General features: G+C 67.6%; 21 protein-coding genes, 7 tRNA genes and 1 riboswitch. Of the genes, 11 read left to right on the top strand and 17 right to left on the bottom strand.

The annotated features are described in order from the left end of the window. Nucleotides 1–133: 133 nt before the first annotated feature. From ACIA49_RS23470 to ACIA49_RS23480, 3 genes are read right to left on the bottom strand one after another with little or no spacing between them, the layout of a single operon-like run. Entirely contained in the window at nucleotides 134–790 is a 657-nt protein-coding gene (locus tag ACIA49_RS23470) for a response regulator (RefSeq protein WP_396379443.1), read from the bottom strand. After that, nucleotides 787–2,361: a sensor histidine kinase gene (locus ACIA49_RS23475; RefSeq protein WP_396379444.1), complete on the bottom strand. Its 1,575-nt coding sequence runs from the start codon at nucleotides 2,359–2,361 to the stop codon at nucleotides 787–789. The genes ACIA49_RS23470 and ACIA49_RS23475 overlap by 4 nt, the downstream gene beginning before the upstream one ends. Nucleotides 2,362–2,408: 47 nt before the next feature. Then, nucleotides 2,409–3,512, bottom strand: a complete 1,104-nt coding sequence (locus ACIA49_RS23480; protein WP_396379445.1) for a GntR family transcriptional regulator — start codon at nucleotides 3,510–3,512, stop codon at nucleotides 2,409–2,411. 102 nt (nucleotides 3,513–3,614) lie between these two features. Between ACIA49_RS23480 and ACIA49_RS23485 the strand changes: the two genes are divergently transcribed. Further along, a complete protein-coding gene (locus ACIA49_RS23485; RefSeq protein ID WP_396379446.1) occupies nucleotides 3,615–5,078 on the top strand; it encodes a glycosyltransferase family 39 protein in 1,464 nt (487 codons plus the stop codon). 1,107 nt (nucleotides 5,079–6,185) lie between these two features. Here the strand turns inward: ACIA49_RS23485 and ACIA49_RS23490 are convergent. The 3 genes from ACIA49_RS23490 to ACIA49_RS23500 all read right to left on the bottom strand — a co-directional run bounded on the left by ACIA49_RS23490 (nucleotide 6,186) and on the right by ACIA49_RS23500 (nucleotide 6,458). Beyond that, nucleotides 6,186–6,257: transfer RNA gene (locus tag ACIA49_RS23490), tRNA-Val, on the bottom strand. Nucleotides 6,258–6,279: 22 nt separating this feature from the next. Next, nucleotides 6,280–6,350: transfer RNA gene (locus ACIA49_RS23495), tRNA-Cys, on the bottom strand. Nucleotides 6,351–6,385: 35 nt separating this feature from the next. Beyond that, nucleotides 6,386–6,458, bottom strand: a tRNA-Gly gene (locus ACIA49_RS23500). 164 nt (nucleotides 6,459–6,622) lie between these two features. On the opposite strand from ACIA49_RS23500, the gene ACIA49_RS23505 reads away from it, so the two are divergent. Further along, a complete protein-coding gene (locus ACIA49_RS23505; protein ID WP_396379447.1) occupies nucleotides 6,623–7,441 on the top strand; it encodes an aminotransferase class IV in 819 nt (272 codons plus the stop codon). 459 nt (nucleotides 7,442–7,900) lie between these two features. Here ACIA49_RS23505 and ACIA49_RS23510 read toward each other — a convergent pair whose 3' ends face one another. Then, nucleotides 7,901–8,467 (bottom strand): CGNR zinc finger domain-containing protein, encoded by a 567-nt coding sequence (locus ACIA49_RS23510; protein WP_396379448.1) that lies wholly within the window; start codon nucleotides 8,465–8,467, stop codon nucleotides 7,901–7,903. Nucleotides 8,468–8,592: 125 nt separating this feature from the next. On the opposite strand from ACIA49_RS23510, the gene ACIA49_RS23515 reads away from it, so the two are divergent. Continuing rightward, a tRNA-Val gene (locus ACIA49_RS23515) sits at nucleotides 8,593–8,664 on the top strand. Nucleotides 8,665–8,982: 318 nt separating this feature from the next. Here the strand turns inward: ACIA49_RS23515 and ACIA49_RS23520 are convergent. From ACIA49_RS23520 to ACIA49_RS23535, 4 genes are all read right to left on the bottom strand, one after another. Further along, nucleotides 8,983–9,549 carry a dihydrofolate reductase family protein gene (locus tag ACIA49_RS23520; RefSeq protein WP_396379449.1) on the bottom strand — a complete coding sequence of 189 codons (567 nt, stop codon included), beginning with the start codon at nucleotides 9,547–9,549 and terminating at the stop codon, nucleotides 8,983–8,985. Between the two features lie 76 nt (nucleotides 9,550–9,625). Beyond that, the gene (locus ACIA49_RS23525; RefSeq protein WP_396379451.1) at nucleotides 9,626–10,069 is read right to left on the bottom strand and encodes a pyridoxamine 5'-phosphate oxidase family protein; all 444 of its coding nucleotides are present in this window, start codon (nucleotides 10,067–10,069) and stop codon (nucleotides 9,626–9,628) included. 9 nt (nucleotides 10,070–10,078) lie between these two features. Next, nucleotides 10,079–10,705 carry a histidine phosphatase family protein gene (locus ACIA49_RS23530; protein WP_396379453.1) on the bottom strand — a complete coding sequence of 209 codons (627 nt, stop codon included), beginning with the start codon at nucleotides 10,703–10,705 and terminating at the stop codon, nucleotides 10,079–10,081. Further along, a complete protein-coding gene (locus ACIA49_RS23535; RefSeq protein WP_396379455.1) occupies nucleotides 10,702–11,226 on the bottom strand; it encodes a hypothetical protein in 525 nt (174 codons plus the stop codon). Before ACIA49_RS23535 ends, ACIA49_RS23530 begins: the two co-directional genes overlap by 4 nt. Before the next feature lie 36 nt (nucleotides 11,227–11,262). Between ACIA49_RS23535 and ACIA49_RS23540 the strand changes: the two genes are divergently transcribed. The 5 genes from ACIA49_RS23540 (at nucleotide 11,263) to ACIA49_RS23560 (ending at nucleotide 12,847) form a co-directional block, all read left to right on the top strand. After that, complete coding sequence (locus tag ACIA49_RS23540; RefSeq protein ID WP_396379456.1) at nucleotides 11,263–11,697, top strand: VOC family protein; 435 nt, start codon at nucleotides 11,263–11,265, stop codon at nucleotides 11,695–11,697. A gap of 12 nt (nucleotides 11,698–11,709) precedes the next feature. Next, nucleotides 11,710–12,417, top strand: coding sequence for a hypothetical protein (locus tag ACIA49_RS23545; protein WP_396379457.1), 708 nt, complete (start codon nucleotides 11,710–11,712; stop codon nucleotides 12,415–12,417). Nucleotides 12,418–12,578: 161 nt separating this feature from the next. Then, nucleotides 12,579–12,651 (top strand) — tRNA-Gly (locus ACIA49_RS23550). 33 nt (nucleotides 12,652–12,684) lie between these two features. Beyond that, nucleotides 12,685–12,755: transfer RNA gene (locus ACIA49_RS23555), tRNA-Cys, on the top strand. 20 nt (nucleotides 12,756–12,775) lie between these two features. Continuing rightward, a tRNA-Val gene (locus tag ACIA49_RS23560) sits at nucleotides 12,776–12,847 on the top strand. 702 nt (nucleotides 12,848–13,549) lie between these two features. Here ACIA49_RS23560 and ACIA49_RS23565 read toward each other — a convergent pair. The 3 genes from ACIA49_RS23565 to ACIA49_RS23575 all read right to left on the bottom strand — a co-directional run bounded on the left by ACIA49_RS23565 (nucleotide 13,550) and on the right by ACIA49_RS23575 (nucleotide 16,803). Next, a complete protein-coding gene (locus ACIA49_RS23565) occupies nucleotides 13,550–14,293 on the bottom strand; it encodes an SDR family NAD(P)-dependent oxidoreductase (protein WP_396379458.1) in 744 nt (247 codons plus the stop codon). A gap of 52 nt (nucleotides 14,294–14,345) precedes the next feature. Then, nucleotides 14,346–15,410, bottom strand: coding sequence for a ribosome small subunit-dependent GTPase A (gene rsgA / locus ACIA49_RS23570; RefSeq protein ID WP_396379459.1), 1,065 nt, complete (start codon nucleotides 15,408–15,410; stop codon nucleotides 14,346–14,348). A 160-nt stretch (nucleotides 15,411–15,570) separates the two neighbouring features. After that, a complete protein-coding gene (locus ACIA49_RS23575; protein WP_396379460.1) occupies nucleotides 15,571–16,803 on the bottom strand; it encodes a YihY/virulence factor BrkB family protein in 1,233 nt (410 codons plus the stop codon). 18 nt (nucleotides 16,804–16,821) lie between these two features. On the opposite strand from ACIA49_RS23575, the gene ACIA49_RS23580 reads away from it, so the two are divergent. From ACIA49_RS23580 to ACIA49_RS23590, 3 genes are all read left to right on the top strand, one after another. Then, the gene (locus tag ACIA49_RS23580; protein ID WP_396379461.1) at nucleotides 16,822–18,438 is read left to right on the top strand and encodes an acyl-CoA dehydrogenase family protein; all 1,617 of its coding nucleotides are present in this window, start codon (nucleotides 16,822–16,824) and stop codon (nucleotides 18,436–18,438) included. Further along, nucleotides 18,437–18,519: riboswitch (ZMP/ZTP riboswitch) on the top strand. Its footprint overlaps the gene before it by 2 nt. Nucleotides 18,520–18,547: 28 nt before the next feature. Further along, complete coding sequence (locus ACIA49_RS23585) at nucleotides 18,548–19,999, top strand: glycine hydroxymethyltransferase (RefSeq protein WP_396379462.1); 1,452 nt, start codon at nucleotides 18,548–18,550, stop codon at nucleotides 19,997–19,999. A 64-nt stretch (nucleotides 20,000–20,063) separates the two neighbouring features. Next, nucleotides 20,064–20,528, top strand: a complete 465-nt coding sequence (locus tag ACIA49_RS23590; RefSeq protein ID WP_396379463.1) for a GbsR/MarR family transcriptional regulator — start codon at nucleotides 20,064–20,066, stop codon at nucleotides 20,526–20,528. On the opposite strand, the gene ACIA49_RS23595 is transcribed toward ACIA49_RS23590, so the two are convergent. From ACIA49_RS23595 to ACIA49_RS23605, 3 genes are read right to left on the bottom strand one after another with little or no spacing between them, the layout of a single operon-like run. Beyond that, nucleotides 20,464–21,666: an amidase gene (locus tag ACIA49_RS23595; RefSeq protein ID WP_396379464.1), complete on the bottom strand. Its 1,203-nt coding sequence runs from the start codon at nucleotides 21,664–21,666 to the stop codon at nucleotides 20,464–20,466. The genes ACIA49_RS23590 and ACIA49_RS23595 overlap by 65 nt on opposite strands. A gap of 13 nt (nucleotides 21,667–21,679) precedes the next feature. Next, nucleotides 21,680–23,545 carry a glycoside hydrolase family 9 protein gene (locus tag ACIA49_RS23600; protein WP_396379465.1) on the bottom strand — a complete coding sequence of 622 codons (1,866 nt, stop codon included), beginning with the start codon at nucleotides 23,543–23,545 and terminating at the stop codon, nucleotides 21,680–21,682. 46 nt (nucleotides 23,546–23,591) lie between these two features. Then, a complete protein-coding gene (locus ACIA49_RS23605; protein ID WP_396379466.1) occupies nucleotides 23,592–24,152 on the bottom strand; it encodes a winged helix-turn-helix domain-containing protein in 561 nt (186 codons plus the stop codon). Between the last annotated feature and the right edge of the window lie 173 nt (nucleotides 24,153–24,325).

Below are 24,325 nucleotides of genomic sequence, written 5' to 3' on the forward strand. Positions count from 1 at the left end.
AGGGGCGGTGGCCGCCCCACAGGCTGGTGTGTCGATCCGAGGGTGAGGTCCTCGGGTGTCCCACTATCCCATGACCCGGTGTCCACGCCATGTCACGACCCGGAGCGTCGCAGGTTCCTGCCATCGGCGGCGATCAGGTCGTCACCAATCCGGCTTCGTAGGCAACGATCGCCGCCTGCACCCGGTTCTTCACCGCGAGTCGCAGCAGGATCGCGCTCACGTACGCCTTCACGGTTCCCTCGACCAGGAACAGCCGCTGCGCGATCTCGGCATTCGACATCCCGGCGCCGACCAGGCCGAGCACCTCGCGCTCGCGCGGACTCAACCCGTCCACCTGTTCCTTCGCCGCAACGGCGCGCGCCATCGACCCACCACTCAGCTCGGCGATCACCCGTTGCGCAACGCGCGGCGACAGGTAAGCAGCACCTTCCGCGACAGCTTTCAGTCCGGCGATCAGCTCCCGCGGATCCCCCGACTTCAGCAGAAACCCACTCGCCCCATCACCCAACGCCCGGGCGATATACGCATCCTCGGAGAACGTCGTCAGCATCACCACCGCCGTCTCCGGGACCGTCCGCCGGATCTCCGCACCGGCCGCCAGCCCGTCCATCCGCGGCATCCGGATGTCCAGTACGGCGACGTCCGGCCGATGCCGTCGTACCAGCTCAACGGCCTCGAACCCATCGGAGGCCTCGGCAACGACCTCGATCGCCTCGTCGGTCCCGAGGATCGCCTTCACGCCGGCCCGGACCATCATCTCGTCGTCGGCCAGCAGAACCCTGATCGTCATCGCGTGCTCTCCGGAGTCGGTGGAACCGAACCACTCTGTACCACTGCCTTCTCCACCAACACCCCACCGGCAAAGCACAACCGGTACGCGAAGGTGATCGAGAACGGCTCATCAGGTCGGTAGTAAGCACACGTCCAGCCATTCGGCGGAGTGAACGCCTCCGACGGCGGATCGATCATCTCCATCGCAGGGAGCGCTCTCCGTACGTCGTTCTCCGCCTGCCCGATCGCGAGTCCGTCGTACTGGGGCGGTCGCAGGATCGAGCTGTACCCGGCCACCAGGTAGTAGCCCAAAGCAACTACTCCGATCACCGCGCCCAGCACCAGCGGCACTACCACTGCGGTGACCAGACCGCGCTGCGCGCTCCGCCGTACCCGATCTCGCTCCACCATCGAGCTACCTGCGGGGGCCTCCGGTTCGGGGCGACCACCTTCGCGTGGCATCACCGCTCGGACCTCGAATCCGCCGGTAGGCCGCGGCGCCGCGTGCAGACTTCCACCGACCAGGCGGACGCGCTCGCGCAGACCGTCCAGCCCGCGGCCGGTCGACGACATCACCTTCGGCACCGGGCGCTGCGCACCGGTGTCGGTGACGGTCACCATTACCTGGTCGCCCTCTCGCACGACGGTCGCTGTGACCACTCCCCCGGGTGCGTGCTTACTCGCGTTGGTCAACGACTCCTGCACGACTCGATGCACAGCTCGGTCGACCATCGGTGACAACACGGCATCGCCTTGCTCGATCAGCTCAACCGACAAACCCGACGCGGCCGCACGGTCGACCAATGCCGCCACCGACTCATCCTGCGGGACGGTGCTTGCCTCTGCATCCCGCAGTACGCCGATGATCTCGCCCAACCGTTCGGTCGCCGTCGCGGCCGCCTCACGCAATGAGCTGGCGGCCAACCGCTGCTCATCGCCCAGCGCCGGATCCAGCTCAAGAGCCGCGGCCCGCAATGCGATCAGGCTGAGCTCATGCCCGACCGAATCGTGCATGTCCTGAGCGATCCGAGAGCGCTCTCTGAGGCGTTCTTGAGCGACCGCCATCCGCTGCTCACGCTCGATCCGCTCCGCCCGTTCCCAACCGGCAGACGCGAGCAAGGACTGCTGTTCGCGGTACCGGCCGACCAGCCACGGCAACACCACCAGCAGCAGCGCGAGCAACAGCACGATCAGCCAAGTCAGCACCGCCTCGGTGATCGGCACCTCCGGCCGCACGAGCAGTGACAGCGCCAACGCCCCGAGCAACGTCCAGCTGCACAACGTCACGAAGTGCCGGAGCTGTGTCTCGCGACGCCCGGCCAGATAGCTGAGCAACACCATCGCGGGCACCAAGGCGACCGGAACGCCGCTCCGGGTCCCGATCGAGAACGCCAAGATAGCGCTCTCTGCCCAGGAAACGAGCGCCAACGCAAGCAGTGGCCGGCTCCGCCGCAACACCACCGCCGCACCCAGCGTCAGAACGCACGCCGCCTGCATCCACCACGGATCATGCCGGGTACCGCTCTCCGCGAGCACAGGAAAACTCAACGCGACCCACAGGCCGACATCACCCCAGCGCCGCCACTTCATGGCGGAGACGCTACACAGCCGCCGGTCCCCCGCAGTACTGCCGAAAGTCAGGTGGCCGATCCGTTGCCGTCGGCATCGACAAGCTCGAACGGCACGTACGAGAGGTTCGGCACCGTCTCGCCACGAAGCCGAGCGACCAGCAGATCGACTGCCATCCGGCCCATCTCGGCCTGGTTCTGCCGCACATGCAGGAACAGCGGACCGTCGATCGAGTCACCTGGCGAGTCGAAGCACACGACCACCTGATCCCCGCCGAGCGCGCGATCCGTCATCCGCGCCAGGTTGTACTCACACGCGAAGTACGCCGTCACCTCCGGGAACCGATCCCGGAACGCCCGGATCACCTCGACATCACCGCGGATCGCCTCCGGCGTCGTCGACCCCGGCAACGTACTCCTCAGGTCGGTCAGCTCGTACGCATAACCACGCCCACCCTCGAACGCGGACCGGAATCCGTCCAGCCGATCCTCGATGGACGACGTGTTCACCGGCGGCGGCGAGAGGAACGCGATATGCCGATGCCCCTGATCCAGCAACCGCGACGTCAGCGCCCGCGCCGCCGCCACGTTGTCGGTGTGAACCGCGGCCACCGGGATCCCCGACAGATGCCGGTCGACCAGCACGATCGGATACCCGTCGAGCACCTGGCGCAACAGACTCGCGTTGTAGAAGTCCCCATGCACCGGGAACACGATCAGCCCGTCGACCTCACCGGTCGCCACCAGCGAGTCCACGGCCTTCTCCTCGTCGGCCTGCCGCCCGTGCGTCCGCCGTACGATCAAGTGCGTCTCGTGCTCCGCGCACCGCTCCTCGATCGCGCACATCAACTCGAGCCCGTACGAATCCGACAGATCCGGTACGACGAGCGCCACCGTCCGCGCCGCCCGTCGGGGAGCCGCCACCCGCCCTCGCAACGGCATCGTCACCTCGGACAGGTCCGGCAGCGCCCGCACCACGAACGTGCCCTTGCCGCGGACCCGCTCCACCAGCCCGGCCTCGCGCAGCACCTCCAAGGCCCGCTTCGAAGTGATCCGACTGACGTTGAACTCCGCCGCCAGCTCCATCTCCGAAGCGACCCGATCCCCCGGCCCAAGCACGCCACGCCGGATCTGGTCGAGCAACCGCGCGCAAATCTCCTCGTAGAGCAGCATGCCGACCGTCCTCCCTCACGCCGTCCGGTTGGCATATCAAAGCATCTCCACGGCCAAGCTCGACCCTGGCGATGGCCCGGTCCGGCTGCCAGCATTCCCACCATGAACGCCCCACGCCCCGTCGACCGCTTCGCGGCCCGCCCGGTCATCACGGTCGCGGCGGTGCTGGCCGCCGTACTGACTGCCCTGTCCGGCCGCTACGGCTACCACCGCGACGAGCTCTACTTCCTGGTCGCCGGCCAGAAACTCGCGTGGGGCTACGTCGACCAGCCGCCCCTCACTCCGCTGCTCGCCCGCGTCTCTACGGACATCTTCGGCAACACCCCGATGGGCCTCCGCGTCGTCTCCACCCTCGCCAGCGCCGCCACCGTGATCGTGATCGCGCTCCTGGCCCGAGAGTTCGGCAGCGGCCGAACCGGCCAAACAGTAGCCGCGGTCTGCGCCGCAGTGTCGGGCTTCCTCCCCGGCGTCGGCCACCTGGTCTCGACCGCGACCTACGACCTGCTGGCCTGGATGCTGATCGCCCTCTTCGCAATCAAGCTCCTACGCACCAACGACACCCGCTGGTGGCTCGCGCTGGGCCTGACCGCCGGCATCGCTCTCCAGAACAAGTACCTGATCGTCCTGCCGATCGCCGCACTCCTTGTGGCCCTGCTAGTCGTCGGACCACGTCATGTACTGCGTTCATGGTGGCTGCCTGCAGGCATCGCGATCGCCGCCTTGATCGCACTCCCGAACCTCATCTGGCAGTTCCAGCACGGCTGGCCCCAACTCACCGTCGCCGGCGGCATCAGCGAGGACGACGGCACCGAGAACCGCATCATGTTCATCCCCCTGCAGATCCTCCAGCTCTCCCCACTCCTCCTCCCCGTCTGGGTAGCAGGCTTCCGGCGACTCTGGAAACTGCAGTGGCCCCGCGCGATAGCTCTCGCCTACCCCATCCTCTGCGTCGTCGTACTGGCCGCAGGCGGCAAGTCCTACTACGCCCTCCCACTCCTGTACGTCTTCATCGCCGCAGGCGCAGAACCCGCTCTCGCCTGGATCACCAGACATCGCGCCTTGGGCGCGGCAGCGTTGGTCTTCACCACAGCCACCTCCCTCGTCTTCACCCTCCCAGTACTCCCGGCATCCGCAGTCAGCTTCGTGATCCCGGTCAACAAAGAGCAAGGCGAGCAAATCGGCTGGCCCGAACTAGCAGCCTCCGTAGCCGACGCCTGGAACCAGATCCCACCCGACGGACGCGCCACCGCCACCCTCTTCGCCGGCAACTACGGCGAAGCCGGCGCCCTCCGCCGCTTCGGCCCCCAACACGGCCTCCCCACGGCCTACTCCAGCCACATGAGCTTCGCCGACTGGGAACACCCCACCGACGCCCAAACCGGCCCAGTCCTCCTCGTAGAACTCACCCGCAACCTCAACTTCGAACAGTCCTTCACCAACTGCCGCCAACTAACCACCATCACCAACCAAGTCCCCAACGACGAAAACGGCGCCGCCCTAGTCCTCTGCGACGCCCCCACCACCCCCTGGTCCACCCTCTGGCCCCACCTCCGCCGCTACTACTAGCCCCCACCCCACCGGCTCTTCGCTTTCCCCACCCGCGCATGGCGCTCTCCCGCAGTTACTCAAGACCTCTTGTACAACCCCCATTGCACGCACCAGCACCCCCCTCCACCGCGGCGGCAATTTCACCGGATAACCCCTGAAATCGCCCCCTTCTCCCCCCGAAATACGACCAGAGAACCGTCAACCCGACCAAATACCCCACCAAATCGCCCAACACGACTCCACCGCCCCTCCCCGCGGCCGAACACAGACCCAGCCGCAACAGAACGGCCCGACGCCACGCAGTCCCGTCGGGACAGACGAACCGCAATCGGTAGCGCGGGCAACGGGGACGGCCCAATCGGTGGCAACGAGCCGGATGGATGGGGCGGACGCGCGGAAACGACGCGGGGCGGCCTGCGGCGGAGCCGGCGCGGCGGAGCGCAGTGGCAACGAGACGCGAGGATCGGTGAGAGCGAGGGGGCGAGCGGGGGCGCAGTGGGGACCAAGCGGTGCGGTGTGGACGGCGCTGAGGACAGGCGGCGCGGCCGGTACGGCGCGGTGCAGCCGGTACGGCGCGGTGCCGTGCGGCCGAGACGGCGCGGTGCGGTGCGGTCGAGATGGCGCGGCGGCGTGAGGACGGCGGTGCGGAGTGGAGTGGGAACGAGACGCGAGGATCGGTGAGAGCGAGGGGACGAGCGGGGGCGCAGTGGGGACCAGGCGGTGCGGTGTGGACGGGCGATGCGGCCGGTCGGCGCGGTGCGGTGCGGTGCGGTGCGGTGCGAGACGGCACGGCGGCGTGAGGACGGCGGTGCGGAGTGGAGTGGGAACGAGACGCGAGGATCGGTGCGGGGAGCGGGAAACGAGGCGGACGGATGCGCGGGAACGGGGCGGTTGGGTGGAATGGGGACCGCCGGCTACTGCCGCTCGGTGAACCCGCAGCGAGCCCCGACCCAAGCGCGGAACCGAACGAGCGCGCCCCAGCCCCAAGCCGGCCGATGCGAAGCGAGGCCGTAGGGGGTGCGGGTGGCGAAGCCCCCGCAACGCGCCGAGCGAAGCGAAGGCGCACAAATGACGAAGGCGACCAGGTCCCCGCTTTCCGGGGACACAGGTCGCCTATCGACTTCGTGGACGATACTGGGATCGAACCAGTGACCTCTTCCGTGTCAGGGAAGCGCGCTACCGCTGCGCCAATCGTCCGTTCAAGAACAAAAGGTTCTCGAGGTGGAGACGGGATTCGAACCCGTGTACACGGCTTTGCAGGCCGTTGCCTCGCCTCTCGGCCACTCCACCAAGCACAAATGCTTGGTCCGTCAAAACCATCTCCGAGCGGACGACCGGGCTCGAACCGGCGACCTTAACCTTGGCAAGGTTACGCTCTACCAACTGAGCTACGTCCGCACTGCGCTCCGGTTTGGTGTTCCCCGGTGCGAGAAGAACATTAGCCCATCCTGGCCCGACTGCAAAAATCGGGGTCGCCCACAGGACGACGTACCGTCACCTGCTGGTCACCAGCAGGACGCGATTCGCCTTAGCACTAAGGTGTTCGGTGGAAGGAGCGGCACATGCGGATCTGGGTGAACGGCGAGCTGGACGGTGAACTGGCGACGGTTCCCGCGCTCGACCACGGGCTGACCACGGGTGACGGGGTGTTCGAGACGATCAAGATCGTCGACGGACAGCCGTTCGCCGTACGGCGGCATCTGGAGCGGCTGGTCCGCTCCGCAGTCGGCCTCGGCCTGGCCGGGCCGGACGTGTCACGCATCGAGGGCGGCATCACCGAGGTGCTCGCGGCCGATCCGGGCATCAAGTTCGGCCGGCTGCGGATCACGTTCACCGGCGGCGTCTCGCCGCTCTCGTCGGACCGCGGGACGACCGGCCCTACGATCGTGATCGCCACCCAGGCGATCGAACCGCCCGCGCCGACCTCAGCCATCGTGACCGTCCCTTGGACCCGCAACGAGCGCAGCGCAGTCGCCGGCCTGAAGACCACGTCGTACGCCGAAAACGTCCGCGCCCTCGCCCATGCCAAGGAGCGCGGCGGCAGCGAGGCGATCTTCGCGAACACCGTCGGCGCCCTCTGCGAAGGCACCGGCTCGAACATCTTCTGCGTGTACGACGGTGAGCTCGTCACCCCGACTCTCGAGTCGGGCGCACTCGCCGGAGTGACGCGCGCGCTCGTCGTCGAATGGTTCGGCGCGACCGAGCGCGACGTACCGCTGGCGCAGCTCTTCGAGGCCGACGAGATCTTCCTCACATCGACCACGCGCGACGTCCAGGGCATCCACCGCGTCGACGACCGCGACCTGTCCGCCCCGGGCTCCATCACCGCGCAGGTGATGAAGATCTTCGCGGACCGTTCACTCGAAAACCTCAACCCCTAAAGGCCCTTCAAGGCATCGAGCATCTGCGAGGTCGCCACGATGACGATCTTCTCGCGGATGAAGACGTCGACGCCGGCCAGTCGACTCATCCATTTGCGATAGACGATCGGTTCGACCTTGTCGGCGACAGCGTCGTACCGGAGCTTGAACGCTGCCCAGTTGCGGCCCGCCTCGACCTAGGCGTACGTGCCGTGGCCCGGTCGACGCGGATCAGTCGCGCAGCGTCGGCAGGCGCGGTTCGGATGGCGTCACCGACCGCCGCAGCGCCGTCGACGTGATCGAAGCCGGCTAGGCGAAACTGCACGAAAGCGCCCCGAACCATGTCTCTTTGGTCCGAAGCGCCTTCGTCAGTTCCCTCAGCGAACAGACTTCGCCACCTCCACGGCAACCGTGGACACCCTTGGAACCCCAGCCGGGCCCCACCGGCGAAACGTCAACGTCCCACGCCAGCGGGGCTGCTTACTCTCCCGACGCCTTACGGCGTTCGCGGTAGGCGGCGACGTGCAAACGGTTCCCACAAGTGCGCGCGTCGCAGTAGCGCTTCGAGCGGTTGCGCGACAGGTCGATCAAGGCGTCATCACAGTCCGGCGCCTCACACCGCCGCAGCCGCTCCCGCTCCCCCGCCGAGATCACCTGCGCCAGCGCGATCCCACACTCCACGGTGATCCGGCACGCCAGCGACGAACCGTCCCGCGAGTAATGGATGTGCCACGGGTGCCCGTCATGGTTCGTCAGCCGCGGCGTCGTCGTACCGCGCGCGACGATCGCGTTGATCATCGCCGCCGCCGTCGCATCCGACTCCGTCGTGAACACCGGCGAGAACAACGGCCGCAGATCCCGCACATCGGCCAGGTCCTTGTCCGTCAGCGTCCCCACCGCACTGAACTCCCGCTCCTGGACGAACTTCTCCAGCTCCTCCAAGGTCCCCATCGTGTCGACCTGGCTGTTCGGCCCGGGCAGCGTGTTGACCAGCCGGACCAGCGTGCCGAGCGCCTGCTCGGTGTCGTGCGAGAAAGTCACAATCACGTCTCCAACGTGACGGGGTCTCCGTCCTGGCCCAAGAGTAGCCCGCCCCGATTAGAACGTCGCCGCATCATGCGCTAAGGTTTCACCCGCAAGACCCCACCAGGCAACACCAGCACCACCAGCCTGGGCGATTGGCGCAGTGGTAGCGCGCTTCGTTCACACCGAAGAGGTCACTGGTTCGAACCCAGTATCGCCCACGAAGTCGATAGGCGACTCGTGTCCGCGGAAAGCGCGGACCGGGTCGCCTTCGTCGTTTTGTGCGGCTGCGCTTCGCTTGCCGCGGGCGGGGGCTTCGCCACCCGCACCCCCTTCGGCCTCGCTTCGCATCGGCCGGCTTGGGGCTGGGGCGCGCTCGTTCGGTTCGGCGCTGGGGCTGGGGTGCGCGGTCCGGCTCCGCGATGGGGCTGGGCGCGCTGTTCGGTTTCGGGGCTGGGCTGGGCTTCTTGCTCGCCGGTTGCTGTGACTCGTCCGTCCCTCTCCGCTGGTGCCGTTGCGGCTTGGCGGGGTTCGGGTTGTTAGGCGGGGTGGTGGTAGGTGAGTTTGGTGACTGATTGGTCGAAGGTTTGGGTTTCGGTCAGGGTCAGGGGGTGGCGGGTGGGTAGTTGTTGGAGGAGGGCTGGGCCGGATTCCAGGACTACGGGGTGGATGTAGATCTGGTACTCGTCGATGAGGTTGTGGTGGGCGAGGGTGGTGATGGTGGTGGGGCTGCCTATGAGGTAGAGGTCGCCGGGGGCTTGTTGTTGCAGGTGGGTGAGCGCGTCCAGGTTGGGTAGGACGGTGGTGTTGTGGTCGGCGGACTGGAGGGTGTTCGACAAGACTGCCTTGGGCTTGGACTTCCACAGTTGTGAGTACTTGATCAGCCATGGGTCGTTGGTGGGGTCTTGATCGGCGGTGGGCCAGTAGGCGGCCATGCCCTCGTAGGTGCGGCGGCCGTAGAGGAAGGTGCCGGCCTTGGCGTGTTCGGTGACGAAGTGGGCGTGCAGTTCGTCCTTGACCGTGAACCAGTCGAGTTCACCGCTGGGGCCTGCGGTTCGGCCGTCCAGCGACACCTGCACCGACACCACGATCCTGTTGCCTGACATGACGTACTCCCTCGTTGCCTGAGCTGATGACACTCCCCAGTCGGACCTGGTTGGGGCGCCTTGACATCCAGCTGGTTCAGATCAGCCAGGTGTTGTTTTGCATGAGGAGGCGGTCTTTTATTTCGTTCACTTCGCGCCAGGCTTGGATTTTGGTGGCGGTTAGGCGGATGAAGGGGTAGTTGGGGAGGGGGCGGGGGTCGAAGCCGGCTTTGGTGACGAAGGCTTGGGCTTGGGCGGGGGTTGGTTGGGTGGGGTCGGCGGTGGCGGTGATGTGGATGACGTCGCGGAGCTCGCCGAGGGTTAGTTGGGCTACTGGGTTGGTCCGGAGGTTGCGGGCGGTGGGGTTCGTTTCGGTGGTGGACAGGAAGAGGTGCTCGCCGGTCCAGAGGAAGGAGAGGGGCATTAGGTACGGCGTGCCGTCGGGACTGGCCGTCGCTACCCAGGCGTCCACGTCGTGCTCTAGGCGGTGGAGGGTGTCTTGTTTGCGGATGGCGAGGGGGCGCGGGTCGGTCGCAGTCATTCGGACACGCTAGACGTCCAGGTGGTCGGTTTCGTTGAGGGCTAGGACCTGGTTGCTGTAGTGGGTGTCGTTGCGGCGGAGGGTGGTGATGCCGCCTGAGGTCAGGGGGAAGAAGCCTCGGTCGGTGTTCTGCATGGGGACGCCTAGCCAGGCTGAGATCAGGTAGCTGGTGGCGTTGCCGTGGGACACGATGATTTGGGTCTCGGCTTCGCGGCTGAGGATTTCTTCGAGGGCTGGATAGAGACGCTCGACTAGGTGCAGGCGGGTCTCTGCGCCTTCAGGGCCGTCATGATGGGCTAGGCGATCGCCGTACTCGGGCAGCGGGATGCGGCGTTCTGTCAGCCAGGACTGGGGACGGCCGTCGGCTTCGCCGTTGGTGCGTTCGCGGAGACGAGGGTCGAGGTGCACCTTGGTGTTGAAGCGAGCGGCGATGGTTTCGGCGGTCTGCGTCGTACGGCGCAGGTCTGAGGCGTGAACCTCGACCGGCTTCGCGCCGATCTTGGCCTGCAGTACGTCGGCTATCCGTTCCGCCTGTTGATGCCCCCTAGGCGTGAGGGCCGAGTCGTACCAACCACCCACCAACCCGTCGACGTGATGCTGGGCTTCAGGATGGGTGACCAGGTAGACGTATCTCATCGGCGGGCCTTTGCGGTCGGCAGGAGTGCGCTGAACTGTTGCTCTACTGCGGCGAGGGTTTGGTCAATGCTCTGACCGTCAACGGTGAGGACGATGGCGGAGGTTCCTTCGAGTTGGGACTGGATGAGCGTCCAGCCCCAGGCGTAGCCGTGGTGGATGCCTTCGGGGTGACGGCGTTGCAGCCTGGCCAATTGTTCGTCCTGGGAGGGCATGAGCCAGAGGGCGTTGTCGGCGGTCCCCGCCATGGTGGGGGTGATGGCCGCGCCTTCGACGAGGACCACAACGCCTGCCCGCAGGGCCTCGAGATCGTCCATGATCATCGGCTTGCGATCGAAGTCGCCCGGACCGGTACCGAGGACGTGGAGGCCGGCCGCGGCTGCGCGCTCTTCGTGCGGGCGGGCGTGCGCGTCGAGGCTGTAGTAGTGGAGCCCATGCTTCTGGGCGAGCAGCAGGGCCACCGTCGTCTTACCTGCTGCCGCCGGTCCACCGAGCCAGAGGATGGTCTCCGGGGTTTTACTCATGTGACGGCATTCTACGAACGTGTCTAGGGTGTTGGGATGGCATCGGTCAGGCAGGTTCAGGTGACTTTTGATTGTGCTGAGCCCGAGCGGGTGGCTCGGTTCTGGTGTGAGGTGCTGGGGTACGTCGTCCCTCCGCCGCCGCCGGGGTTCGAGTCGTGGGATGCGTTCAACGTGTCCTTGCCGGCTGACGTGCAAGGGTCTGCGTTTGCTTGTGTGGATCCGAATGGTGTGGGGCCCCGGTTGTTCTTCCAGCGGGTGCCCGAGGGCAAGGTGGTGAAGAACCGGGTGCACCTTGATGTGCGGGTGGGGACAGGGATGGTCGGCGCGGAGCGGTTGGCCGCGTTGAAGGCTGAGCAGGAGCGGCTGGAGAAACTCGGGGCGACGGTCTTCCAGATCCAAGAGGCTGATGGGTTCAACGAGTCCTGCATCACGATGCTGGATGTCGAGGGAAACGAGTTCTGCCTGGACTAAGGGGGCGGCGCGATGCCGGTCGAAGAGGCGCTGGCGTTGTGGGACGAGTTTCCGGTACGACGGGAGCCGCGGCCGATCGTCTTGATGGACGCCGCGATCGGTCCGGGCCAGTTGCCGCGGATCGAGGAGCGAGAACGCGTACTGGGTGCACGCCCGGTGGTTTCGGACGTCGAGTTGCCGTCAGGGATGCTCGAGCGATTGCAGCCGACGCATCCCGACGGCTCCGAGCCGGTGCGCGTGACGAGGATGCAGTTCGTGTGGCCCGAGTTCCGGACGGACCCCGGGCACCGGCCACTACCGGCGTACCGGCTTGAGTTTTCTGAGCGGTTGCCGAGGACGCGAGTGGGTGGCGGATTCCCGGCTCTGCTCGCGCTGGACGAACGGGTCGCGTCGCGGGTGTGGTGGCCCGAGAGGTTGAGCACTCGGTGGCGGGGTGGGTTGCCGGGGCTGACGGCGTCGACGCTGATGGATGGCGGGCGGACGATCCGGCTGCTGTTTCAGGGGTGTCTGCCGTCGTACGCCGCAGTGCGGCTGCGGGCGGTGCACGAGTCGGCCACGGCGGTGCTGGTCGACATCGAGGAGGTTCCGTATCGGCCGGGCTCACCGATGCCGCTGGCTGCGATCGGCCGGATGGCGGTGGTGCGGTTGCCGAGGGCGTTGGGAGGGCGCGTCCTGGTGCACGCGGACGGGCTTCCGATCGAGGTGATGGGGGCCGGATGAGGGGCCGAAATCTGATGGATTCTCGGCGTGTTGAGTGGACAGCACACGTGGTACTTGTGGGACAGATGAGGCTGTTTTCAGGCGTGAAAACTCAGTTTTGGAAGACGCCGAAAGTGCGCTACTGTTCTGCTCGCGCCGGAGAACACCAAACCGGTCGTAGTGCGGACGTAGCTCAGTTGGTAGAGCGTAACCTTGCCAAGGTTAAGGTCGCCGGTTCGAGCCCGGTCGTCCGCTCGGAGTTGGTTGTACGAGCCAGGCTTCACGCCTGGTGGAGTGGCCGAGAGGCTAGGCAGCGGCCTGCAAAGCCGTCCACACGGGTTCGAATCCCGTCTCCACCTCTGATGGTTTGCAGTTGCTTGGACGATTGGCGCAGCGGTAGCGCGCTTCCCTGACACGGAAGAGGTCACTGGTTCGATCCCAGTATCGTCCACGAAGCCGATAGGCGACCTGTGTCCCCAGAAAGCGGGGACCTGGTCGCCTTCGTCATTTGTGCGCCTTCGCTTCGCTCGGCGCGGGCGGGGGCTTCGCCACCCGCACCCCCTACGGCCTCGCTTCGCATCGGCCGGCTTGGGGCTGGGGCGCGCTCGTTCGGTTCCGCGCTCGGGCTGGGCTCGCACCCGTTCACATGCTCGGGGCGGGGCTCGCTTCGCATTGGCAGCGTGGGGTCGGGGCCCGCTGATACGGTGCCGCGCTCGGGCTGAGCCTGGCTCCCCTGTTCACGCGCTCGGCCGGGGCTCGCTCGCGGTTCACTGGCTGCGGGGCTCGCTCCCCGTTCACGTGCTCGCCCAGGGCTCGTTTGTGGTTCACGGGCTGGGGCTTGGGCTCGCTTCGTTTCGGGGGTGCGGGGGTGGGGGCGTGCTTGTTCGGGTCCGCCTCGAGGTGGGGCCTGGTCAGTGTTCGCGGGCAGTTGGGCGGGGCTCGATTCGCGTCGGCGGCGTGGGGCCGGGCGCGGTGGTTCGGTTGCGCGCTCGGGCCGGCTCACTGCCGGTTCGCAGGTTGCGGCGGTGGGTCGGTTCGCCGGCGCGGGCGGACCGCCATCACCCAGTAAGTCGACGGGTGGGTGGGGGTGGACGCTCAGGTTGTTGGTTTTGAGGTGTGGTGGAGGCGGTTGGTGGGTGATGGGGGTCCGCTACTACATGCGGAGGTGGGAGGCGCCGTTGAAGTCGAGGATGGTGCCGGTGGCGAACTCGGCGGCGGGGCTGGCCAGGTAGAGGATGGCGGCGGCTACTTCGGGTGGGGCGGCTACTCGTTCGAGGGGGCTTTCGAGGCGGCGGCGGTTGTGGCCTTCGCCGGCGAGGTTTGGTGCTGCCATGTCGGTGGTGGTCCAGCCGGGGGCGATGGCGGTGACGGCTATGCCTTCGGGGCCCAGGGCGCGGGCCAGGGACTGGGTGAGGGAGACGATGGCGGCTTTGGAGGCGCCGTAGGCGGGTTGGTTGGGTTCGCCTCGGAAGGCGCCTCGGGAGGAGACGTTGATGATGCGGCCGCCGCGGGACATGTGGCGGACGGCGCACCAGGTGGCGTTGGCGGGGCCTAGGAGGTTGACGGCGAGGGTGTCGGTCCAGGCTTGCTGCCATTCGGCGTACGTCGTTTCGCGGATGCGGTGCGGGTGGTAGACGCCGGCGTTGTTGACGAGGACGTCGATGCGGCCCAGGCCGGCGGCTGCTTCGTCCACCATTGCTTGTACGGCGTCCGCGTCGGCGAGGTCGGCGTGAACCAGCACGTGCCCGTCGCCCGGGAGAGCCGCCACGACCTTCTCGGCGGACTCGCGGGACGAGCTGTAGTGGACGGCGACCCGGTCGCCGTCGGCGGCGAAGGCGTGGGCGGTTGCGGCACCGATGCCGCGCGAAGCTCCAGTGATCAGTACGGCGCGATCCATACACCGATCATGTCAGTACTTGATTCCTTCCCCGCCCCACCGTCCCGATCACTTAACGCGGCTTGATGTCGCGGCGGTACGACTTGCTTGCCCGCACCCACTCCTTCTTCGCCAACGCACGCGCCCGCGCATCCGAGCGCCGCGCCATGTACGCCGCTTCCTTGCGCAGCTGCACCCAGCTCTCGTACCGCCGGTACGGAAGCGTGCCGTCGGACAGCGCCGCCTTCACAGCGCAGCCCGGCTCACCGTCGTGAGAGCAGTCCTTGAAGCGGCAGTACTCCGCCAGCGCGGTCACATCAGGGAACGCCGCAGCCAGCCCCTCACCATGCTCCTGCAGACCAATCCCCCGCAGCCCCGGTGTGTCGATCACCACTCCACCACCGGGCAGTACGACGAGCTCACGCCGTACCGACGTATGACGGCCCTTGCCATCCTCGCGGATCTCCTGCACGTCCAGCAGTTCCACGCCGGCGAGCGCGTTCACCAGCGACGACTTGCCCGCGCCACTCGACCCGAGCAGCGCCAGCGTCGCGTCATCCGCGAGCAGGTCCCGGACCGCGTCCAGGCCTTCACCTGTGGCTGTACTACAGACCAGTACGTCGGCTCCCGGTGCGGCAGCTGCCACATCCTCGGCGATGGCGACCGCATCGCCAACCAGGTCTGCCTTCGTCAGTACGACGACCGGCCGGGCACCGCTCTCCCACGCGAGCGCGAGAAAGCGCTCTATCCGGCCGATGTTCGGTTCCGGATGCAGGCCGACCACGATCGCGATCACGTCGACGTTCGCGGCCAGCATCTGGCCTTTCGAGGTACCGCTGACCTCAGCGCGGACGATCGCCGTACGGCGTGGAGCCAGCGACTCCAGCGTGATGCGGTCGTCGGGCCAATGGCGGAGCACCGCCCAGTCCCCTGTGCAGGGCGCTGCGTGCGGATCACCGGCGATCGCACCGAGGAGCCCGCCGGACCACGTGGCGCGGACCGGACCGTCCTCGGTCAGAACTGTCGCCAGGCCCTTGTCGACGCGGGCGACGCGTCCCGGCACGAGCTCGGCCGGAACAGTTGTCAAGAATTCGGCTGTGGAGCTGTCCAGTCCCAGAGCCTCGAGTGTCACGGACATGACGAACCTTTCGGAAGGTCCGGCCGCGAGCTCAGCTCAGCGGACGGACGAAACGGGAGACATCGGCCCGGTGCTGGGCCTGGTAATGGCTCATGGCGGGGGCCTCCCTTCCTGTTCCTGCGGGTCCTGATCGAGGACCGGTGATCGCGACGCGACCAGCCTATGTCGTCCGATTCGTCGTGCGCACCGGGTTTTCGGTTCCCGCCGTCGCCGGCTCTTCCGCGGGAGCCGTCTCCGGGGCGACGGCTGCCTTCGGCGGCTCGGCCTCAGCCTTGGCCGCAGCGGGCGCAGGCTCCGGCGAGGGCGCCGGCAAAGGCTCCGGCAAGGGCTCGGCCAGCTTCTCGAGCTTGCGCGCGATCTGCAGCTCGGGCCGCTCATGCCCGTCCGGCACCTCGGCGTGGTCCGGCCCGTCGTGGTGGTGCGGGTCCGGCTCGGCCTTCATCACCGGCTCGACCTCGTCGTCGTCCGCGAACTTCGGCAGCGGCGGGTCCTGCGTCCGGGCCGGCCACAGCCGGTTCACGACCGCGTTCAACGCAGCACCGATCAGTACGGCGATCGTCGTCATGTACAGCCACATCAGTACGGCGATCGGTGCCGCGAGCGGACCGTAGATCGACGTACCGCCGACCGTGCTCTGCAGGACCCAGCGCAGCACGAAGCTGCCCAGGATCCAGATCGACAGCGCCAGGAACGCCCCCGGCAGGTCGGAGACCCACGGCGTCCGGACCGGTACGGAGACGTGGTAGAGCGTGTTCAGGAAGCCCGCCGACAGGATCGTGACGACCGGCCAGTACAGCTGGTTCAGGAAGTCCAGGCGGGCCGGCAGGATCTGGTCGACCGCCTCCGGCCCGGCCAGCACCAGCGGGAGCACGATCACGCCGATGACCAGGGCGACGCTGTACAGGGTGAAGGACAGCGCGCGGGTCCGGACGATGCCGCGCTTGCCGCCCATCCCGTACATGATCGTGATGGTGTCGACGAAGACGTTCAGCGCCCGGCTGCCCGACCACAGGGCGAGCACGAACCCGATCGAGATGACGTCCGGGCGGCCGCCGTTCAGGACCTTGTCCAGGGTCGGCACGATGACGCTGTTCACGGAGTCGTCGGTGAGCGCTCTCGCGGCGAGCTCCGCGATCTCGAGCTTGATCTTCGCGATCTGGACGACGTCGAGCCAGCGGCTGATGTACCCGAGGCTTCCGGCCAGCCCGAAGATCAGCGGCGGCAGCGAGAGGATCGCGAAGAACGCTCCCTCGGCGGCCAGCCCGGTGACCCGGTAGCGCAGACACTCCCCGACCGTCTGGGTGAGCAGCTTCCAGATCGTCGAGGGGATCTTGCGGACCCATGCCAAGGAGACCGAGCTCCCACTCGCGGGCCCTGCCCCTGAACGTGCCATACCGCTTACCGTACTGATATGGCGGACCCAAACGCTGTAACGAATCAGGCTCCCCCACTGCAAGGGGTGAACTTCTTCACCCGGGACGCGGCTCTCGGTGACGCTTTGCGCCCGTACGCCGACCTCTCCGACGATCCCGGTCTGGTCCGGATCGGAGCGCTCGCGGGATCGCAGGAAGCGCTCTCTCATGCTCTCCCGGCGAACCAGTACCCACCCGTTCTGCGGACTCACGACCGGTACGGGAACCGGGTCGACGAGGTCGAGTTCCACCCGTCGTGGCACTGGCTGATGGAGCAGGCCGTCGGCTTCGGGCTGCAGGCCGCGCCGTGGACGAGTGACCGACCTTCGCCGCATCTGACGCGGGCCGCGGGGTTCTACGTCTGGTCGCAGGTCGAACCGGGCCACGGCTGCCCGATCTCGATGACGTACGCCGCCGTACCGGCGTTGCGGGCTGACGATCGGCTCGCAGCCGAGTGGGTTCCGCAGTTGGCTGCGACCCAGTACGACGTACGCCGGTTGCCCGGGGCAGCCAAGCGTGGCGTGCTGGCCGGGATGGGGATGACCGAGAAGCAGGGTGGATCCGATGTCCGGGCCAACCTGACGACGGCGACGCCCACCGGCGAGGAATACCTGCTGAACGGGCATAAGTGGTTCTGCTCCGCGCCGCAGGTCGACGTGTTCCTGGTGCTCGCGCAGGCGCCGGACGGGTTGAGCTGTTTCGTCGTACCGCGAGTCCTTGCTGATGGCAACCGGAACACGTTCGCCCTGCAGCGGCTGAAGGACAAGCTCGGCAACCGCTCCAACGCCTCCAGCGAGGTCGAGTTCCACAACACCATCGGCTACCGCCTGGGCGATGAAGGCGCCGGCGTCCGCACCATCATCGAGATGGTCGCGGCCACCCGCCTCGACTGCGTCCTGGGCTCCGCGGCCCTGCAAAGAAGAGCCCTCGTCGAAGCCACCTGGCACGCCCAGCACCGAAGCGCCTTCGGCGGCCTCCTGATCGACAAACCCGCCATGCTCAACGTGCTGGCCGACCTGGCGATCGAGAGCGAAGCAGCAACCGCTCTCTCGATGCGTCTGGCAGCGGCGGTTGATGCACCCGATGACGAGCGCGCCCGGGCGTTCCGGCGGATCGGGTTGCCGTTGGCGAAGTTCTGGGTGTGCAAGCGGACGTCGTTCCTGGTGGCGGAGGCGTTGGAGTGCCTCGGCGGGAACGGGTTCGTGGAGGAGTCCGGACTGCCGCTGCTCTTCCGGGAGTCGCCGTTGAACTCGATCTGGGAGGGGTCGGGCAACGTGAATGCGCTCGACGTACTGCGCGCGCTCCGGCGACCGGAGTCCCTGGAGGCCTGGCTGTTGGAGGTCGGCGCGGCGCAGGGCGCTGATCACCGCCTGGACGCGGCAGTGAGCGACGTACTGCAGGCTCTGTCCGACATCGAAGGTGCTGAGGCCGGAGCGCGGAGATTGGCGGCGCGAATGGCGTTGTGCCTGCAGGCCTCCCTGCTGGTGCGCTACTCGACGCCAGCAGTTGCAGACGCGTTCGTGGCGTCGCGACTGGCCGGCGACTGGGGCGGCGTGTTCGGGACGTTGCCGCGGACGACGCCGTTCCGGGACATCGTCGAGCGCACGATAGGCTGACCGCTGTCGCGACTGGCGCGCTGAAGGTGGAGAACCACCGGGGAGCGAAACCCGTCGGCACCGTGCGCCTGGGTGCCTTCGACCCACTGCAACCGCAGGAGAGACTTCGATGACTCACCAACCCTTCGACGCCGCCGCTGCGTCGGCCGCGTACAACAACGCCCTGCAGGTGATCGCCTCGGTCGAGCCGACCATCGCGGGCGCGATCAAGGCCGAGCTGGCCGACCAGCGCTCCTCGCTGAAGCTGATCGCGAGTGAGAACTACGCCTCCCCCGCCACCTTGCTGACGATGGGCAACTGGCTGTCCGACAAGTACGCCGAGGGCACCGTCGGGCACCGCTTCTACGCCGGCTGCCAGAACGTGGACACGGTCGAGACCGCCGCGGCCGAGCACGCCAAGGCGCTCTTCGACGCCCCGCACGCCTACGTCCAGCCGCACTCCGGGATCGACGCCAACCTGGTCGCCTTCTGGGCGATCCTGGCCCAGCGGATCGAGTCCCCGGCGCTGGCCGAGGTCGGCGCCAAGCACGTCAACGACCTGTCCGACGAGGACTGGACCAAGCTCCGCAAGGCGCTCGGCGACCAGAAGATGCTCGGCATGTCGCTGGACGCCGGCGGCCACCTGACCCACGGCTTCCGCCCGAACATCTCCGGCAAGATGTTCAACCAGCACTCCTACGGCACCAACGCCGAGACCGGCCTGCTCGACTACGACGAGGTCGCCCGCAAGGCCCGTGAGTTCAAGCCGCTGATCCTGATCGCCGGCTACTCGGCCTACCCGCGCAAGGTCAACTTCGCCAAGATGCGCGAGATCGCCGACGAGGTCGGCGCGACCCTGATGGTCGACATGGCGCACTTCGCCGGTCTGGTCGCGGGCAAGGTCTTCACCGGCGACTTCGACCCGGTACCGCACGCGCACGTCACCACGACCACCACGCACAAGTCCCTGCGCGGACCGCGCGGCGGCATGGTGCTCTGCCAGCCCGAGTACGCCGAGTCGGTCGACCGCGGTTGCCCGATGGTCCTCGGTGGCCCGCTCAGCCAGACGATGGCCGCCAAGGCGGTCGCGCTGGCCGAGGCCCGCCAGCCGTCGTTCCAGACCTACGCGCAGGCCGTCGCCGACAACGCGGTCACCCTCGCCGAGAGTCTGATGAAGCGTGGCGTCAAGCTCGTCACCGACGGTACGGAGAACCACCTGGTCCTGCTCGACGTCTCGTCGTACGGGATCACCGGCCGCCAGGCCGAGTCGGCACTGCTCGACGCGGGCATCGTCACCAACCGCAACGCGGTCCCCCGCGACCCGAACGGCGCCTGGTACACCTCGGGCGTCCGGATCGGTACGCCGGCGCTGACCACGCGCGGGTTCGGTGCCGACGAGTTCGACAAGGTCGCCGAGCTGATCGTGGACGTGCTGTCCGCGACCACGCCGACCACCACGGCCGCCGGTGCGCCCTCGAAGGCCAAGTACGTGCTGGCCGACGGAGTCGCCGACAAGACCCGCGCCGCGTCGGCCGAGATCCTCGACAAGCACCCGCTCTACCCGGGCCTCGAGCTCAGCTGATCACCCTCACGAGCACCCGTTTCCGCAGCCGCGGGACGGGTGCTCGTTTGTGTAAGGTTCAATCATGGCGCCCACCCCTGAAGAGATCAGTCAGTACGTCGAACGCTTCGCGGGTGTGATGGCGAACAGCGGCGTACCGACGATGTCGGCCCGGGTGATGGGCCGGATGCTGGTCAGTCCCGACGGGACCATGACCGCGGCCGAGCTGGCCGACACCCTGAAGATCAGCCAGCCCGCGGTCTCCGGCGCGGTCCGGCAGCTGATCCAGATGTCGTTCATCTCGCGGGAGCGGATGCCCGGTTCGCGCAAGGACCACTACCGGATTCGCGAGGACGTCTTCGCCGCGATCCTCGAACGCCGCAACCAGGCGCTGACCGAGTGGGCCGCCAGCAGCAGCTACGGCGCGAGCCTGTTCGGCCCCGACACGACCGTCGGCCGCCGGCTCTCCGAGGCCGCCGACTTCTTCAGCTTCGTGCACGCCGATCTCGAGCAGACCATGAAGGACTGGCGCGCCGAACATCCACGCTGACCATCAGTTGCTTGGCCACCGCCAGCGCGGTCGCGTCGTCGCCATGCGGCGCGACCACCTGCACTCCGACGGGAAGCCCGTCGAGCAGTCCGGCCGGCACACTCACGGCCGGATGCCCGGTTACGTTGAAGGCCCAGCACGGGTCACCGACGACGATGTTCTCGTTGGACTGGTCGTAGCCGTGGGCAACGGTCAGCGTCGTCGGCGTCACCAGCGCGTCGACCACGTCGAACAGATCGGCAAGCGCAGTGTTGTTGTGATCCCGCACCTGGCGGGCGCGGGAGGCTTCTGCCGCGGTGACGCCGCGTCCGGCGTCCAGCGCGGACAACGCCTGCCACGCGTCATCAGTCGGGAGCAGGTCCAGCGGTACGTCGACCACCTCAACCGCTGACAAACAGCCACGCACAACCCGATCGACGCCCGGATCCACGGCGTACGAACTGAGGCTGGACAGGTAGGCGACCCGAAAGGGGCCGTCGGCAAGGATCGGCACCGGCCAGTGCGGCAACGCGGTCGGGTCCAGCCGATGCGGTCCACTGACCAGACTCGTCGCCAGCATCACGTCGTCCAGGTTCGCGCCGATCACCCCGGCGGTCGTCAACCCACCGAGCGCCCGCCCGACGGCGCGCGGCACTCGCCCGAGCGTCCCCTTGAACCCCACCAACCCACAGAACGACGCCGGAATCCTGAGCGACCCACCGCTGTCCCCACCAGTCGCCAGCGGTACGACGCCCGCCGCCACCGCGGCCGCTCCCCCAGCCGTCGACCCGCCTGGCGACCGCGTGACATCCCACGGGTTCCGCGTGTACTCGGACCCGTTCCACCCATACGTCTGCGACCCGGGACCCGGCCGCGCCCGCGTCGCCGTACCGATCGGGATCGCCCCCGCCGCCAGCAACCGCTCCAGGATCGGCGACTCCGGCGGCGTCCGCGCCTTCACCAGAAACGGCACCCCGGCCAGGGCCCCGGAAGTGTCCACCTCGCGAGCCAGCTGAATCGCCGTACCGGCATCAAGCTCCTCCAGGAAATGCAGCACCGGATCGAGCCGGCGCGCCGCGTCCAGCGCCTCCTCGACAACCTCAACCGCATCCAGCGAACCCGCCCGAACCCCAGCCGCGATCTCCCCCGCACTCAGCACCCCGCAACTGTAATCACCGGGTGAGGGCGTAGACGGCGATGGCGGCGAAGTCGTCGGCGGGTTCGGAGGCTTGCCAGGAGCGGACGTCGTCGACGTAGCGCGAGCCGTGGCCGGTGAACTCGGCGTAGGCGTCGACGCCGTTGGCCGGGCACGGATTCATGCCGTCGAGGTTGTCACCAAGCCCTTCCTCGAAGAGCTCGGCCGAGTTCGGCCCGTTGACCACCGCACCCACGACCTGGCGGCCGGTGATGTTGCCGATCTGGTGGTGTGGGCAACGGCCGGGGTTCGCGCCGACGCCGACCATGAACGACACACCCCACGCGTTGGCCCCGAAGGCCCAGTCGAGCTGCTGCGCCCCGAAGGCGTCGTACCGGCGGTCTCCGGTCGCCTTGCGGTAGAGGCGTGCGGTCGCGGACAGGCCGAAGGTGTGCGGTACGGCGTCAAAGTTGGCGTACTCCGCCCCCGCCCGGAAGGGATCACCGGCGGCACGCTTGGCCCCGATCTCGAGCTGCACCCGCAGATCACCCGTCAGCTTGCGAACCAGCGGACGGTCCGACCGCGCCGCGCGGATCAAGTCCGCATGCGCCAGCGCGCTCACGTCGTACAGGTTGAGCGTGTCGCCGCCCGCCTCGTGCTGCAGATACTGATCGGCCCAGTACGACGCCTGCCGTACCCAACCGGATGCCCGTCGATCGCCCAACCGCTGAGCCGCCAGCGCCAGTTCAGTCGCACCCAACTCGAGGTCATCCCGCCACGCCGACTCTGGGTAGAACGCGAACGGCAACGACGTCACCAACTGGCCGACATTAGTGGTCTTCGCCATTGCGTAGATCTGCGCCGCGGTCTCCAGGTGTTTGCGAGCCAGCTTGCGATCGGTCCGCGCCTCGACCTGGGCCGCGAGCGCGAAGGCGGCCGCCGTCCGGCCGGCCAGGTTCGGGCTGATCGGCTTGCCCGGAGCCGCGGCGCGGAACACCGGCCGGTTGCGCAGATGACGTTCAGCCGGAGCGGTCAGGTGGTCGTCCGCCTCCGGCAGCCGCCAGATGTCGTGATCCCCGATGAACGTCTCTTCGGCGTTCCCGGTCCCGACCCCGACCTGGATGTAGAGGGTCTTCGACCGCTCGTCCCACATCTTGTCCAGCCAGGTGAGCCCGTGCCGAGCTTCGTTCAGTACTTTGCGATCCGGTTGCCGCGCGTCCCGGGTCGATGCCCACAGCAACGATTCCGAGTACGCCGCGATGTGCGTGAACTTCAGGTAGTCCCCGGCGTCGTACCAGCCGCCCTCGACGTCCACCGGACCACCGATCCGGCGCAACTCCCCCACCGTCTGATCGGTATCCGGGTCGACGAACGTCGGCGTCTCATACACCGACGCCGACCGATCCGTCAGGTGCGCCGGCTTGCGCCCGAGCGACCCCGGTACGACGTTTGCTCCGTCGCGCTGCTCGGTGAAGAACGTCACCGCCTTGTCCTTCGCCGACGTCGCGAGCGCGTCACCATCAGCGCGGACGACAAAGGCAGGTGACGACGCGACCCCAGGCACCTCGACCCGATACGTCCCCGGCACCCACAAGCGTGAGAGGTCCAGTGCGGACACGTGCTGGTACTTCGCGTTCCACTCCCCCAGTTCGGCGCCGACGCGCCCGGTGAGCACCTTCCGGCCGTGGCCGTCCACCACCCGGAAGGCGCGGCCGGTCACAGCACCCTGGCTCAGGACATACGCCGCCTTGCCGTCGAAGGCGCCGTACCCGAGCTGATTGACCCGGACCGCGCCTCCGGCGCCGACATCTGCCGAGACCGGACCGACGAACCCCAGCACCAGCCCTGCCGCCACCACTACCGACCCCACCCGCCGCAACGCCTTCACCACGACCTCCTCCATCAACAGTTAGGAAAGTTTCCTGTTGATCCGAGGAAAAGTACAGGGGTCAGGGCTGCGCCGGCACCCCTTGGGCGAACAGATACACCGGCTCGGCATCCGGCTCGGTCGAGGGCTGGTCGACGTACTCCTCGAGAACGTCCTGCAGCCGGCCGCGGAGCTCGGCGAGCCGCTCGGGCGTCAGGCGCAGCCAGACATCGAGCGTCAACTCCGCCTCGGCCCACGCCGTGCCGTACTCCGGGCGACGCGCAACCCAGTCGCGAACCTTGGCCGCGCGGTACGTGACATTGCTCTCCTCGGCCACGCCACCGATCAGCTCCGCGCCCGGCTCGTCATCGCCGAGACGCCACGAGTACGACGACCAGACGCTCTTCCACCACCGCTCGCGCTTGTCCTTGGCCAGCTCGGGGACCTCCTCGATCACCCCGGCGGTCGCGAGCACCTTGAGGTGATGACTGATGTTGCCGACCATCTCCCCTGTGGTGGCCGCCAGGATCGAGACTGTGGACGGTCCGTCGACGGCCAGGAGGTCCAGCAGTCGGCGCCGTAACGGATGATCCACGGCCTGGACCCGGGACGCTCCGGGAGTGCGGGCCTTCTTGGGTGACATGCCTTCCAGGGTAATTAGACAAGATCGCTTGTACAAGTCCCATTGCCTGCACGATTTCAGGCGTGGAAGAATTCCCACCAGACTGATGGAGATAGCCACATCGTGAGATCGCATCTCGCGATGCAGGATGATGGGTTGATTTGTCAGCCGTTCCCGCTGACTCTTGTGAACAT

It is taken from the genome of Kribbella sp. NPDC051587, from assembly GCF_044453945.1.
Lineage (GTDB): Bacteria > Actinomycetota > Actinomycetes > Propionibacteriales > Kribbellaceae > Kribbella.